The 14,205-nt window shown below is 74.1% G+C and carries 11 protein-coding genes; 7 read left to right on the forward strand and 4 right to left on the reverse strand.

Annotated elements, in window-relative coordinates; translation table 11 throughout:
- The first annotated feature begins 330 nt into the window (after nucleotides 1-330).
- From ACZ3KJ_RS01675 to ACZ3KJ_RS01700, 6 genes are all read left to right on the forward strand, one after another.
- The gene (locus ACZ3KJ_RS01675; RefSeq protein ID WP_467523779.1) at nucleotides 331-2,106 is read left to right on the forward strand and encodes a YfjP family GTPase; all 1,776 of its coding nucleotides are present in this window, start codon (nucleotides 331-333) and stop codon (nucleotides 2,104-2,106) included.
- Nucleotides 2,107-2,326: 220 nt separating this feature from the next.
- Nucleotides 2,327-2,800 carry a single-stranded DNA-binding protein gene (locus ACZ3KJ_RS01680; protein ID WP_467523781.1) on the forward strand — a complete coding sequence of 158 codons (474 nt, stop codon included), beginning with the start codon at nucleotides 2,327-2,329 and terminating at the stop codon, nucleotides 2,798-2,800.
- A 389-nt stretch (nucleotides 2,801-3,189) separates the two neighbouring features.
- Nucleotides 3,190-4,605 carry a TQXA domain-containing protein gene (locus ACZ3KJ_RS01685; protein ID WP_467523782.1) on the forward strand — a complete coding sequence of 472 codons (1,416 nt, stop codon included), beginning with the start codon at nucleotides 3,190-3,192 and terminating at the stop codon, nucleotides 4,603-4,605.
- A gap of 245 nt (nucleotides 4,606-4,850) precedes the next feature.
- Nucleotides 4,851-6,515, forward strand: coding sequence for an energy-dependent translational throttle protein EttA (ettA, locus tag ACZ3KJ_RS01690; RefSeq protein ID WP_467523783.1), 1,665 nt, complete (start codon nucleotides 4,851-4,853; stop codon nucleotides 6,513-6,515).
- Nucleotides 6,516-6,521: 6 nt separating this feature from the next.
- The gene (locus tag ACZ3KJ_RS01695) at nucleotides 6,522-6,929 is read left to right on the forward strand and encodes an acyl-CoA thioesterase (RefSeq protein ID WP_389512460.1); all 408 of its coding nucleotides are present in this window, start codon (nucleotides 6,522-6,524) and stop codon (nucleotides 6,927-6,929) included.
- Entirely contained in the window at nucleotides 6,926-7,633 is a 708-nt protein-coding gene (locus ACZ3KJ_RS01700) for a DUF8185 domain-containing protein (protein WP_467523784.1), read from the forward strand. The genes ACZ3KJ_RS01695 and ACZ3KJ_RS01700 overlap by 4 nt, the downstream gene beginning before the upstream one ends.
- Before the next feature lie 62 nt (nucleotides 7,634-7,695).
- Here ACZ3KJ_RS01700 and ACZ3KJ_RS01705 read toward each other — a convergent pair whose 3' ends face one another.
- On the reverse strand, nucleotides 7,696-8,109 hold the full coding sequence (locus ACZ3KJ_RS01705) for a globin (protein ID WP_467523785.1): 414 nt from the start codon (nucleotides 8,107-8,109) through the stop codon (nucleotides 7,696-7,698).
- Nucleotides 8,110-8,259: 150 nt separating this feature from the next.
- On the opposite strand from ACZ3KJ_RS01705, the gene ACZ3KJ_RS01710 reads away from it, so the two are divergent.
- Complete coding sequence (locus tag ACZ3KJ_RS01710) at nucleotides 8,260-9,243, forward strand: methyltransferase domain-containing protein (protein ID WP_467523787.1); 984 nt, start codon at nucleotides 8,260-8,262, stop codon at nucleotides 9,241-9,243.
- Between the two features lie 277 nt (nucleotides 9,244-9,520).
- Here the strand turns inward: ACZ3KJ_RS01710 and ACZ3KJ_RS01715 are convergent, their stop codons facing one another.
- The 3 genes from ACZ3KJ_RS01715 to ACZ3KJ_RS01725 form a co-directional block, all read right to left on the reverse strand.
- On the reverse strand, nucleotides 9,521-11,242 hold the full coding sequence (locus tag ACZ3KJ_RS01715; RefSeq protein ID WP_467523788.1) for an FHA domain-containing protein: 1,722 nt from the start codon (nucleotides 11,240-11,242) through the stop codon (nucleotides 9,521-9,523).
- Between the two features lie 61 nt (nucleotides 11,243-11,303).
- Complete coding sequence (locus ACZ3KJ_RS01720) at nucleotides 11,304-12,650, reverse strand: vWA domain-containing protein (RefSeq protein WP_467523789.1); 1,347 nt, start codon at nucleotides 12,648-12,650, stop codon at nucleotides 11,304-11,306.
- A gap of 118 nt (nucleotides 12,651-12,768) precedes the next feature.
- Entirely contained in the window at nucleotides 12,769-14,202 is a 1,434-nt protein-coding gene (locus tag ACZ3KJ_RS01725; protein WP_467523790.1) for a PP2C family serine/threonine-protein phosphatase, read from the reverse strand.
- Nucleotides 14,203-14,205: the final 3 nt, after the last annotated feature.

The following is a 14,205-nucleotide window of genomic DNA, read 5'->3' on the forward strand; positions in this document are numbered from 1 at the left end:
CCCGACCGAGCCTCCGACCGTTCCGGCGACCGCACCCGCGACCAAGCCGGTACCCGCGCTCCTGGCCGAGCCCCCGACCGGGCCGACACCCGCGCCCCTGACCGCGCCCCCGACCGTTCCGGCGACCGAGCCCCCGACCGGGCCGGTACCCGCGCTCCCGACCGAGCCCCCGACCGAGCCGGTACCCGCGCCCCCGACCGGGCCGGTACCCACGCCCCCGACCGGCCCGCAGACCGGCCCCCCGTCCGTACCCGGCCGGACGACGGCCCCGTACGTGCCCGTGAGGGCGAGCGGCGTGTGCGAGGGGGGCCGAAGGACGGTCACGCGCGTGTGCGTGAGGACGACCGCCGCCCGCGCGGACGGGACGACGACGGCCACGCTCCCGCCGCGGCCCCGGACCCCGCCGACACCGGCCCCTGGGACGACGGTCTCATCGCCCGCCGCGTGAACGAGACCACCGAACAGCCCCCCGCCGTGGAGATCCGCACCGGCGGCTCCCAGGCCGTCCCCCCGCTCGCCTACGACGGTCCCCTGCGCTCCCGCCTCGACGCGCTGCGCGAACTCGTGGGACTCTCCCGGGCCCGGCTCGACAACCGCACGCTCGCCGAGGCCGGCCGCGTCCTGGACGAGGCGCAGGCGCGGCGCAGGCTCTCCGGCCAGCACACCGTCGTCGCCATCGCGGGCGCCACCGGCAGCGGCAAGTCCCAGCTGTTCAACTCCCTCGCCGGGGTGACCATCTCGGAGACCGGCGTGCGCCGGCCGACGACGGCCGCGCCGATCGCGTGCAGCTGGAGCGACGGCGCGGCGAGTCTCATCGACCGGCTGGGCATCCCCGGCCGGCTGCGCCGGCGCCCGGTGCAGAGCGCGGACGCGGAGGCCCAGCTGCGCGGGCTCGTCCTGATCGACCTGCCCGACCACGACTCGGCGGCCGTGCAGCACCGCGAGCAGGTCGACCGCGTCCTGGCCCTCGTCGACGCCGTCATCTGGGTCGTCGACCCGGAGAAGTACGCCGACGCCGTCCTGCACGAGCGGTACCTGCGTCCCCTGGCGGGTCACGCCGAGGTCATGTTCGTCGTCCTCAACCAGGTCGACCGGCTGCCCGGTGAGGCCGCCGAGATGGTCCTCGACGACCTGCGGCGGCTGCTCGACGAGGACGGCATCGCCCTCGGCGAGTACGGCGAACCGGGCGCGACCGTGCTCGCGCTGTCCGCGCTCACCGGGGACGGCGTCGGGGAACTCAGGGAGCTCCTCGGACAGTTCGTCGCGGAACGCGGCGCTCCGGCGCGGCGCATCTCGGCCGACGTGGACGCCGCCGCGTGGCGGCTGCGGCCCGTCTACGCCACGGGACGGCGCACGGGGCTGAGCGAGGAGGCGCGCGAGGAGTTCGCCGACCGGCTCGCGGACGCGGTGGGTGCCACCGCCGCGGGCGAGGCCGCCGAACGCGCCTGGCTGCGCAACGCCAACCGCGCGTGCGGGACGCCGTGGCTGCGGCTGTGGCGGTGGTGCCAGGGTCGGAGCGACCCTGCCACCGGCCCGCTTCCGGCCCGTGCGCAGGCCGACGAGGAGGCCACGGCCCGCCAGCGGGTCGAGCAGGCGGTGCGCACGGTGTCCGAGCGGGCCTCGGTGGGGCTGCCCGCGCCCTGGGCCCAGGCCGTGAAGGAGGCGGCCGTACGGGGTGCCCAGGGGCTGCCCGAGGCGCTGGACGAACTGGCCCTGCGGGCCGGGCTGCCCCCGGGGCGGCCGCCGCGCCCGGGCTGGTGGCCGATGGCCGTCCTGACGCAGGCCGCGATGACGATCCTCCAGGTGGTCGGCGGTCTGTGGCTGGTCTGCCAGATCGCCGGCCTCCTGTCACCGAACCTGGGCGTGCCGGTGCTGCTGATGGTGGCCGGCATCGTCGGCGGCCCGCTCGTCGAGTGGGGCTGCCGGATGGCGGCCCGCGGCCCGGCCCGCAGATACGGCCAGGACGCGGAACGGCGCCTGCGGGAGACGGCCGCCGGGTGCGGCCGGGCACGGGTCCTGGATCCCGTGGCCGCGGAGCTGTTGCGGTACCGGGAGGTGCGGGAGCAGTACGGGCGGGTCACGGGGGTGGAGGCCGTGGCGAGATGAGGCGGCGCCCGGAGGGTTCATCCCCCGTCCGGGTGATGAGGTTCTCCACAGACCCGGGCTGGTCCACAGCGCTCGGCGGGCCCGGCCCGGCGGCGGCAGTCTGAGGGCACGGCGATCGCGGCGGACGCGGCGGCCGCCGTGCCAGACGCAGCCGTACGGGACGGGCCCGTACGCGTATCCGCCCGGTGCGAGCGTCCGGGCGAGGGAGGGGTTCGCGACGATGAACGAGACGATGGTGTGCGCGGTGGGGAACGTGGCGACGCAGCCGGTCTGCCGGGAGCTGTCGGCGGGCGGGTCGGCGAGGTTCCGGCTGGCGGTGACCGCGCGCTACTGGGACCGCGAGAAGAGCACCTGGACCGACGGACACACCAACTTCTTCACGGTGTGGGCCAACCGCCAGCTCGCCGCGAACGCGATGGCGTCCCTGAACGTGGGCGACCCGGTGATGGTGCAGGGCCGGCTGAAGGTGCGCACCGAGACGCGTGAGGGGCAGAACTGGACCTCCGCCGACATCGACGCCGTGGCGATCGGCCACGATCTCGCGCGGGGCACCTCGGCCTTCCGCCGCACGGGCCGCGCGGAGCCGGCGGCGGCCGGCTCGCCTCCCCGACCCGAACCCGCCTGGGAGACACCGGCCGACGACAGCCCCGAGCCCGAGAACCGGCAGCGACGGGAACCGGTGGCGGTGGCCTGACGACCGGTCCTGACGACGGGGCGGGACGACCGGGCCCGACGGCCGATGGCCCGACGGCCGATGGCCCGACGAGCGATGCCCCGACGACCGGTGGCCCGACGACCGATGCCCTGACGTCCGGTGACGCGATGTCAGGCGAGTTCCCCTTGTGAGGTGATGGCGGCTTATCGGCGGATCCACCCGGAAAGATCCAGTGGATTTGTCGATAAGCCCGGCCCGTGAACGATCTTGGGGATAACGATTCCGATTCGGATCGCCCCTCCGCCGGCCTCACCGGGAAGGGTGGTGCGTCGCGTCTCTAGGATGCCGCACGTGGCTCTCGGGGCTTCTGATTCTGCAGGTGGGACCGTACCCCCCACGTCAACGGGTCCCGCTCGAAGGGGAATTACGTGATTTCTTCGTTCTCCGCGCCGTTCACGCGCGGGCGGGGCGCGGTCCGCCTCGCCGCCGCCGGGACGCTGGTGTCCGGACTCGTCGCCGCCGCTGTCGTCGCCTCCGCGGGCACGGCCGCCGCCGAGGGGACGACGCCGAGCCGAAGCGGAGCGACGGCGACGATAGGCGGCCTCAAGACGTACGGCGCCGCCGTGATCCACGACGACGGCGGCGACCAGGAGGTCTCCGCGGGCCTGTTCGAGATGTCCGTCGACGGCGGCGGCACCCTCCAGACCTACTGCGTGGACCTCTACAACCCCACGCAGAAGGACGCCCAGTACCACGAGACGCCCTGGAGCGGCACCTCGCTGGGCGTCAACGAGGACGCGGGCCGGATCCGCTGGATCCTCCAGAACTCCTACCCGCAGGTCAACGACCTGGCCACACTCGCCGAGAAGGCCGGCATCGGCGGCGGCCTCACCGAGCAGGACGCGGCGGCCGGCACCCAGGTGGCCATCTGGCGCTACTCCGACGGCGCCGACGTCGACGCCGTCGACCCGCAGGCCGAGCGGCTCGCGGACTACCTCCAGAAGGCCGCCCGGAACGTGGCGGAGCCCGAGGCCTCGCTCACCCTCGACGGGGCGGCGGTCTCCGGACGCCCGGGCGGACTGCTCGGCCCCGTGACGGTCCGCACCGACGCGAACACGGTCACCGTCACGCCCCCGCCGGACGCCGCCACCAGCGGGGTGCGGATCGTCGGCCGGGACGGCGAGGACGTCACGTCCGCCGCGGACGGCACCCAGCTGTTCTTCGAGGTGCCCGCCGACGCCGCCGCCGGATCGGCCGAGCTGACCGTCCAGGCCTCGACCACCGTCCCCGTCGGCCGGGCCTTCACCTCCGACAGCCGCAGCCAGACCCAGATCCTCGCCGGTTCCAGCGAGTCCACCGTCTCGGCCACCGCGACCGCGACCTGGGCGGCGAAGGGTGCCGTACCGGCCCTGTCGGCGGAGGAGGACTGCACCCGGAACGGCGTGGACATCACCGCCGCCAACCAGGGCGACGAGGCGTTCACCTTCGACCTCCTGGGCACCCAGCACAGCATTCCGGCCGGTACGTCACAGACGGTGACCATCCCCCTCCAGGAGGACCAGGCCTACGACTTCACGATCGACGGCCCCCAGGGCGTCGCCACCCGCTTCGCCGGCGTCCTCGACTGCAAGACCCAGGCCGAGGAGACCGCCCTCACCACCCAGACCGTCGCCGAACCCAGCCCCGCCACCGTCGGCGGCACCACCCCCACGGACACCAACCTCGCCGAGACCGGCAGCTCCGACGCCACCCCCCTCATCGCCGGCACGGCGATCGGCCTGGTGGTCGTCGGCGGAGCGGTCCTCCTGCTGCTGGGCCGCAAGGACACGCCGGTACGCGAGTGACGACGCCCGGTGCCCCGGGCGACCGGCTCCGGGCGCTCCCGGGACCGTCCCCGGGCCGTACCGGGCCGTGCGAGGCCCCGAAGCCGCTCGACGACGGCCGGCAGTGACGGGTCGGCCACGGTCGTCAGTGGAGAAAGCCCAGGTCACAGGGGTTCGGTCGGATGAGTTTCCCCCCAGGGGTGGCCGTCCGGCAAGATGGGGTGTATCTGCCCACTGCCGTATTTCAAGCTGCCGGACGGTTTCTCTTGGCTGAGTACATCTACACCATGCGCAAGACGCGCAAGGCACACGGCGACAAGGTGATCCTTGACGACGTCTCGCTGAACTTCCTCCCCGGCGCGAAGATCGGTGTGGTCGGCCCGAACGGTGCCGGTAAGTCGACCGTTCTGAAGATCATGGCGGGTATCGAGCAGCCGTCGAACGGTGACGCGTTCCTCTCGCCCGGTTACAGCGTGGGGATCCTCCTCCAGGAGCCTCCGCTCAACGAGGAGAAGACCGTCCTGGAGAACGTCCAGGAGGGTGTCGCCGAGATCAAGGGCAAGCTCGACCGGTTCAACGAGATCGCCGAGCTGATGGCCACCGACTACTCCGACGCCCTGCTCGACGAGATGGGCAAGCTCCAGGAGGAGCTCGACCACGCGAACGCCTGGGACCTCGACGCGCAGCTGGAGCAGGCCATGGACGCCCTGGGCTGCCCGCCCGGCGACTGGCCCGTCACCAACCTCTCCGGTGGTGAGAAGCGCCGCGTCGCGCTCTGCAAGCTGCTGCTGGAGCAGCCCGACCTGCTGCTCCTCGACGAGCCCACCAACCACCTCGACGCCGAGTCGGTGAACTGGCTGGAGCAGCACCTCGCCAAGTACCCGGGCACCGTCGTGGCCATCACCCACGACCGGTACTTCCTGGACAACGTCGCCGAGTGGATCCTGGAGCTCGACCGCGGCCGCGCCTACCCGTACGAGGGCAACTACTCCACGTACCTGGAGACCAAGGCCACCCGTCTCAAGGTCGAGGGCCAGAAGGACGCCAAGCGCCAGAAGCGGCTCAAGGAAGAGCTCGAGTGGGTGCGGTCGAACGCCAAGGGGCGCCAGGCCAAGTCCAAGGCGCGGCTGGCCCGGTACGAGGAGATGGCCGCCGAGGCGGAGAAGATGCGGAAGCTGGACTTCGAGGAGATCCAGATCCCGCCGGGCCCGCGCCTGGGCAACGTCGTCGTCGAGGTCAGCGACCTCAACAAGGCCTTCGGCGAGAAGGTCCTGATCGACGACCTCAGCTTCACGCTGCCGCGCAACGGCATCGTCGGCGTCATCGGTCCGAACGGCGCCGGCAAGACCACCCTCTTCAAGATGATCCAGGGGCTGGAGACGCCCGACTCCGGCGACATCAAGGTCGGCGAGACCGTCAAGATCTCCTACGTCGACCAGAGCCGCGAGAACATCGACCCGAAGAAGACCCTGTGGGCCGTCGTCAGCGACGAGCTGGACTACATCAACGTGGGCCAGGTCGAGATGCCGTCCCGGGCGTACGTCTCCGCCTTCGGCTTCAAGGGCCCCGACCAGCAGAAGCCGGCCGGCATCCTCTCCGGCGGTGAGCGCAACCGCCTGAACCTCGCGCTCACCCTCAAGCAGGGCGGCAACCTGCTGCTCCTCGACGAGCCGACCAACGACCTGGACGTCGAGACCCTCAGCAGCCTGGAGAACGCGCTGCTGGAGTTCCCGGGCTGCGCCGTGGTCGTCTCCCACGACCGGTGGTTCCTCGACCGGGTCGCGACGCACATCCTCGCCTACGAGGGCGACTCCAAGTGGTTCTGGTTCGAGGGCAACTTCGAGTCGTACGAGAAGAACAAGATCGAGCGGCTCGGGCCGGACGCGGCGCGTCCGCACCGCGCCACCTACAAGAAGCTCACCCGGGGCTGATCGAGCTTGCGGCACATCTACCGCTGCCCGCTGCGCTGGGCGGACATGGACGCGTACGGCCACGTCAACAACGTGGTCTTCCTCCGCTACCTGGAGGAGGCGCGCATCGACTTCCTGTTCCGCCCGGAGAAGGACTTCCAGCAGGGGTCCGTGGTGGCGCGCCACGAGATCGACTACAAGCGGCAGCTCGTCCACCGGCACTCGCCCGTGGACATCGAGCTGTGGGTCACGGAGATACGGGCCGCGTCCTTCACCATCGCCTACGAGGTGAAGGACGGCGACCAGGTCTACGTCCGCGCGTCGACGGTGATCGTGCCGTTCGACTTCGAGGCGCAGCGGCCCCGCCGGATCACCGGCGAGGAGCGCGCGTTCCTCGAGGAGTACCGGGACGACAAGGAGGCCGTCGCCGCATGACGGTGCTCCACCTGGCCGACGAGGGGGAGGCGGCGGATCTCGCGGCCTTCCTCTCCCGGCTGCTCCGCTACGACCGTGGAGCGGCGGTCCGGCTCCAGGCGGCCGGCACCGCGCTGGCCGTCTTCGGACGGCCGCCGTCCTTCGAGGTCCTGGCGATCCGGGCGGTGCGGCTGGCCAAGCCGTACGAGAACGGGCTGGACGTCTCGCTGGACGTGACCGTGTCCGCCGGTGAGCTGCTGGAGGGCGTGGACGAGACGACGGTGACGGCCGCCGTGCCCGCCGCGGTCACCGGACCGCCCTGGGCCGGAGTGCTGCCGCCGCGCGGCGGCTGGCGGCCGGAGCCGGGGCTGCCCGCACCGGACGCGCTGCGCACGCTGGTCGGCGCCGCGGTCGCCGAGTTCCGGCGCCGCACCGAGGAGCTGGCGCCCGAGCGGCGCAACCGCGCCGAACTCGACCGCATCGGGCGGGAGATCTGGTCCCGGACGGTCGGCGCCACCGGCCTGCCCGTGCGGGCCGTCCACGCCGCCCAGTCCCTGGGCTTCCTGCGCCCGGCCGCCGGCACCGCTCCCCGGCCGGCCGACCCGCAGGCCGCTCAGCCCGCCGGACTGTTCTCCTCCGGGGCGTGGCTGCGGCTGCGGACACCGTACGGTTCGGTCGCCGTACGGCGGTCGGGCCTCGGCGGGCTGGACCTCAGCGTCCGCTGAGCGCGGACCTCGGCGTCCGCTGAGCGCCGCCGGGAGCGCGGGAACGCGGGAGCGCCCGCGGCTCAGTCGGGGGTGTTCACCATCGACGCCGCCGCGTACGTCAGGTACCGCCACAGCGTCTCCTCGTGCTCCTCGGAGAGGCCGAGCTCGTCGACCGCGTCCCGCATGTGCCGCAGCCAGGCGTCGTGCGCCGCCCGGTCCACGACGAAGGGGGCGTGCCGCATCCGCAGCCGGGGGTGGCCGCGCCGCTCGCTGTACGTCGTCGGACCGCCCCAGTACTGGATCATGAAGAGCAGCATGCGTTCCTCGGCCGGGCCCAGGTCCTCCTCGGGGTACATGGGCCGCAGGATCGGGTCCTCGGCGACTCCCTCGTAGAAACGGTGGACGAGCCGGCGGAAGGTGTCCTCCCCGCCGACCTGCTCGTAGAAGGTCTGCTCCTGAAGCGTGCCGCGCCGAATCTCTTTCACGCCCCCCATGCTCTCAGACCCGGAGACCGAGGTCCGCAGGCTTAGGACCGCGGGCCTACGACCTGCGGTCGGGGCCGCGGACGGTCCCGACCCCTCCGGCCCCCCCCCGGGAGCGCGGTGGCACTCGCCTCCGGCGGTGCGGCGCAGCACAGTGGAGGCATGGGTGCGCACGCAGTCGACAAGGACCTCGAGCAGCTCGCCGCCTCGGCGCGGGCGGCGCTGGTGCGGGAGATCGAGGCGAGCGGGGCCTTCGTCGCCGATCCGGCGTGGAAGGACGCCTTCACCGCGGTCCCGCGCCACCTCTTCGTGCCGTACTACTACGCGGGCGGAGCCGGCGGCTACGAGCGGCGCTGGGGGGAGAGCCCCGACCCGCGGGTGCGGGAACGCTGGGTGACCGGCGCCTACGAGGACGCCCCGCTGGCGACCCGGCTGCGCGACGGCGAGCTGCTCTCCTCCAGCAGCCAGCCCTCGCTGATGGCCCTGATGCTGGCCGAGCTGCACGTGGAGGAGGGCGACCGGGTGCTGGAGATCGGCGCCGGCAGCGGCTACAACGCGGCGCTGCTGGCGTACCGGCTGGGGGACGAGCAGGTCACGACGGTGGACCTCGATCCGGAGATCACCGAGTCGGCCCGGCGGCATCTCGCCGTCGCCGGCTACCACCCGGCCGTCGTCACCGGGGACGGGGCGCGGGGCGTCCCGGAGCGGGCGCCCTTCGACCGGATCATCGCCACCTGCCAGCTGCCCTCCGTCCCGCGCGCCTGGCTCGCCCAGTGCCGGCCGGGTGCCCTGATCCTGACGCCGATGGCCACCGGGCTGGTCACGCTCACGGTGCGGGACGCGGGGTACGCGGAGGGGAACTTCCTGCACACCCCGGCCTTCTTCGTGCCGTTGCGCGGCGCGGAGCGGCACGATCCGGCGCCGGTGGCGCTCGGCGGGGTGCCGCAGCCCGCCAGGGGGAGCGATCTGTTCCAGTTCCTGCTGTCCCTGACCCGGTCCACCCTGGACCCGCAGGAGGCGTACGCGCTGTGGGAGCGGGAGGGCAGGCCCCGGCGGGAGCGGTACGGCATCACCGTCGGCGGTGAGCACGCGTGGGCGTGGCTGGACGACCCGGAGGGGCCGTACGCCTGGCCCCTGCCGGGTTAGGGCCTGTCGTTCGGAGCACGCCGCAGACGCGGGGCCCGGCACGCACTCCCCCAGAGGGGGTGCCCCAGCCGCGTTGCCGTCGGTTGCCGACTCCCTCACGCTCGGCTGCGCTCGCGCGGGAGGGACCCCCATCGCGTCGACGACGCCCTCCTCCGCCTTGCAGCCGCACGCACCGAGCCCCGCTCAGCCCGGACGACAGGGCACCGTCGGCACCCTGCCAGCCTGATCCGAACGACAGGCCCTGGGACGGGCACCCGGCCCGTCGGTGGCGTCGTCGTCAGCCGCGGCGGATCGTGATCGTCGTCCAGGCGCCGACGTGGACCCGGTCGCCGTCCTGGAGCGGTACCGGCACGAAGGGCTGGATCGGCTCCTCCGAGCCGTTGACCGTGGTGCCGTTCGTCGAGTTCTGGTCGACGACCGCCCAGCTCCCGTCCGGCTGCTGCACCAGCACCGCGTGCTGGTGGGAGACGCCGGGGTCCTCCGGCGGCACCGACAGGTCGATGTCGGGGGTCTCACCGGTGGAGTGGCGGCGGCGGCCGATGGTGATCTGGTTGCCGGCGAGCGTGCGCTGCTGCTCCGGCGAGTACGCGGGCAGGTTGAGGCCCGCGGCCTCGGGGCCGGAGCGCTGCATCATCGCCATGAAGTACTCGCGGTCCGGCCCTATCGTCGCCGTCCAGGTGGCCGGCTGCTGCGGGAACGCCGGTCCGGGCGGGGGCGGCGCCTGGGTGGCACCGGGCTGCGGGTAGCCGTAGCCGCCGCCCTGGGGGCCGCCGGGACCGCCCGGGCCGCCGGGGGCGTTGTGGGACGGAGGGGAGATCACCCAGTCGTCGTCACCGCCGAAAGCCCCGCCGGAGGGGCCGCCCGGCTGCGGGCGGCCGGTCTCCTGGGGGAATCCGGGCGGCGCCTGCGGACCGGACGGCTGGAAGGCCTGCGGAGCGCCGGGCGCGCCGCCACCGGGTCCACCGGGTCCACCGTGCGGCGGGCCCGGCCGTGCGGGGTCGCCGCCGAAGCCCGAGGGGCCGGCGGGCGCACCCGGACCGCCCGGGGCGCCGGGGCCGGTGGGCTCGTGTCCGAACGGCGGCGCGGGGGGCCGGCCGGCCGGCTCGCGGCGGAAGGGGTCCCCGGACGGGCCCGAGGGCTCCCGGCCGAACGGGTCCGAGGACGGCCCGGAGGCCGGACCGCGTCCGAACGGGTCGCCGGGCGCACCCTGCGGACCACCGGCGGGACCGCCCGGACCTCCCGGAACGCCTGGTTGCCGCCCGAACGGCTGCTGACCGCCCGGGCCGCCCGGAGCACCCGGACCGCCCGGACCACCCGGCTCATGTCCGAACGGCTGCCGGCCGCCGCCCGGGCCCGTGGGCCGCGACGGCTCGCCGCCGAAGGGCGGGCCCGGCGGGATGGGCTCGGCGGGACGGTTCACCTGGGACGGACGGGAACTCTGGTACTCGAAGGAGTCGCTGCCGCCGAACGACGGCGGCGGCTGGAACCGCCCACCCGGCCCGCCCGGACCGCCACCGGGACCGCCGGGACCGGCACCCGGGCCCATGCCCGGACCACCGGGACCCGCGCCCGGCCCGCCCGGCCCGGCACCATGGCCGCCCGGAGCACCGGGACCACCGGGACCACCGGGACCGCCCGGGCCCCCTCCCGGCCCCGAGGGCACCGGCGGGCGCGGGGCGGCCGGGGTGTACGAGGTCGCCGTGTTGGTCAGGAAGTTCCACCGGCACTCCTCGCAGAACGGCGCACCGCCCTCACGGGGCGTACGGCACTGCGGGCACAGCTCCGGCTCGGCGTTCGGCACGGAGGACAGGTGGCGGCCGTCGGGACGGCCGCCGGGGCCGCCCGGCGGGGGCGGCGGAGGCGGCGGGAAGCCGTACCCGTTGCCGGCCGGGGGCGGCGGCGGGGGAGGGGGCGGCGGTACGGCACCGGCCATGCGGTGACCGCAGACCTCGCACCAGTCGTCGGAACCCGACTGGTGTCCGTTCGGGCAGGTCGGCATGTCGGCGCGTCCCCCTTTCCTTCCGTGTCCCCACCAGGGTGCTGCGGCGGGTGCTGCTGGGTCACTTCTTTACACGAACAGTCTTTGTGGACCGGGTCTCGAGGGTCATCTCGTCGGCCTCGGCGACCTTCGCCTTCAGTCGCACAGTACCTGTCGTGGCATCGACGACGTCCACCACCTTCGCAAGCAGTTTCGCAGTATCGGCGTTGCCCGAGACGCTGGCGAGCTGAACCGCCCGGCCCAGTTTGGCCGTTGCTCCGTCCATATCGCCCGCTTTGCGAAGGTCTAGTCCCTGTTGGATGACCCGGGCCAGCTCGGCCTGCCCGGTGTAGTGCGCGACCTGCGGGTTGATCGAGGTGGAGGCGGCCATGTCGTCCGTCCACACGGCCCGTACGAGACCCTGGGCGCCCAGGTTCCGCACCGTGCCGTCGGGCTGGGGCACCACCAGCGACACCCGGGCGGCCAGCATCTCCTGCCCGAGGTGGGCGGCGGGGACCTCGACGCACAGGTGGTAGTCGCGGGACTCGTCGCCCCAGGAGCCGGTGGGGTAGTCGCCGGAGCGCGGACCGGACTCGGTGCGCCGGTCGGTCAACTCCTCCACGGTGGGCGCGACTTGCTTGACGAACTTGACGGTGGTGCCGACCGGGGTCCACAGCCGCAGGGCCACGTCCGCGACCTCCTTGCCCATGGCCGTCTCCATCATCCGCGTGAAGTCGGCGGCGAGGCCGGCCGGGTCGGCGACGATGTCGGCGGTGCCGAGCAGGGCCGAGGCGATCCCTGTGACTTCTTTCACTTCCCAGTCGGTGCCCACGCCGCGGGCGTCACAGGTGAACCGTCCGGCGCAGGAGTCCAGGGTGGCCTTGAGGTCCTCGGGTGACTCGTGTTCGTTGCGGCCGTCGGTGAGCAGGATGCCGTGCCGGATGGCGACGTCGGCCGAGGACAGCAGCCGGTCGGCCAGGCGCAGCCAGGTCCCGATCGCGGTGCCGCCGCTCGCGCTGAGCCGGCGCAGGGCCTGCTTGGCCTGTTCGCGGGTGGTGGCGTCGGCGACCGCGAGGCGCCCGCCGCCCGGGTAGACCTCCGTGGCCACGTGCGTGCCGCCGATCACCGCGAAGTGCACGCCGTCGCGGAGGGTGTCGACGGCGGCGGCCGTGGCGTCCCGGGCGTTGCGCATCTTGGTGGGCGGGTAGTCCATCGAGCCGGAGCAGTCGACCATGACCGCCACGGCGGCGGAGGGGCCCCGGCCCGGCGTGTAGAGGTGCGGTGCCGCGACGGCGCTGCCGACCGTGCCGCCGCCGGTCGCGGTGACCGTGACGATCGCGTTGACCTCGCGGCCGCCCTCGGGCAGGTACTCGTTCTGGTAGACGTCGACCGAGAACTGCGGCACGTTCGACTTCGAGAAATTGGCCATGCCTACTCACATCCCCCTAGTCCCCACGGCCGTGGGGCGATGACGGTGGGCGGACCGGTCCCCTCCGGTCCGCCGCTGCTTCCCCGTGTGCGGCGTGTGCGAAGCGCTGTGCGTGGCCTCAGGCCGATCCTGCCCCCTGCGCGGGGGCGGGGAACGGCAGGACGGCCACTGTTACGTTGTCGTGCCCGCCGCCGTCCAGGGCGTGTCCGACGAGCACCCGGGCGGCGTGCAGCGGCCGTACGGCGGCGTCGAGCGGGAGCGCCTCGGCCATCTCCTGGGCCCCCTCGGCGTAGTTCCACAGCCCGTCGGTGCACACGACGACCACGCCGGGACGGTCCGGCTTGAACGACGCGGTGTGCGGCTCCAGTTCGTAGGCGTCGGCGCCGAGCCAGCCGGTGATCGCGTGGGCGCGGTCGTCGGCGTAGGCCTCCGCCTCGTTCATCAGGCCCGCGGCGACCATCTGGGCGGCCCAGGAGTCGTCCTCGGTGAGCCGGGCCGGGGGCGCGCCGCGGTCCGCCGGGACCCAGTAGACGCGGCTGTCCCCGACCCAGCCGACGACCAGCAGGCCGGCGGTGACGACCGCGCCGACGAGGGTGCAGGCGGGGGCGTTCTGGTGCGGGGCGTGCTCGCGGGCCGTGGCGGGTTCCTCGGCGAGGGCGTTGACCGCGTGCGAGGCGGCGACGATCGCGTCGTGCATGGCCTGCTGCGGGTGCGTGCCCTGCGGCAGGGCCGTCAGCAGCGACCGGCTCGCCGCCCGGGACGCGGCGAGGGAGGCGTCGTCCGGGCGGGTCGCGGAGGACACGCCGTCGCAGACGATCGCCACGGACGCGGGGGTGCCGTCGGGCAGCGCGGTGTGGCCGACGCCGAACGCGTCCTCGTTGCGGTGGTGGCGCAGACCGCGGTCGCTGACGGCGGCGACGGGGCCCGACTCCTGCTCCATGTGGTCCCGTTCACGCGGCTGGGCGTGCCCGCAGTTCTCGCAGTAGCCGTCGTCGTCGACCCGGCCCGCGCGGCAGGCCACGCACACCTTGCCGCTCCCGGCCACCGCCGCGGCCTCGGCGGCCACCCGCGGGTCGGGCGCCTGGAGCGGGTACTCCTCGGGCTCCGCGGGCCGGTCGAAACGGACACCGGACGAGGGCGCTGCGGGCGCCCCGGACACGGCGGGTGCCGCGGGTGCCGGGGGAGGCGGGAGCGGTGCGCCCGGTGGCACGGGCGCGCCGGGGGGCACGGGCGCGCCGGGGGGCACGGGCGTGCCGGGGGAGCCGTGCCCCTCGGGAGCGCCGAGAACGCCCGGAGCACCGGATGCCCCGACACCGCCCGGAGCGCCGAATGCGCCCGGAGCACTGTGAGCGCCGGGCTCACCGGCGGCCTCCGCCGCGGACGCCCCGCCGGGTTCCGGGGAGTTCATCATGAGGGTCGGGCTGTCGCCAGGGCGGGGCGGTACGGCGGACAGGTCGCATCCGCACGCTCCGCAGAAACGGTCACCCGCGTCGAGCGGCTCCGCGCAGCTCGGGCAGGTCGGCAGGGCGGCCTGCCGGGGCATCTGGGACATCAA

Source organism: Streptomyces sp. NPDC003248, from assembly GCF_055563235.1.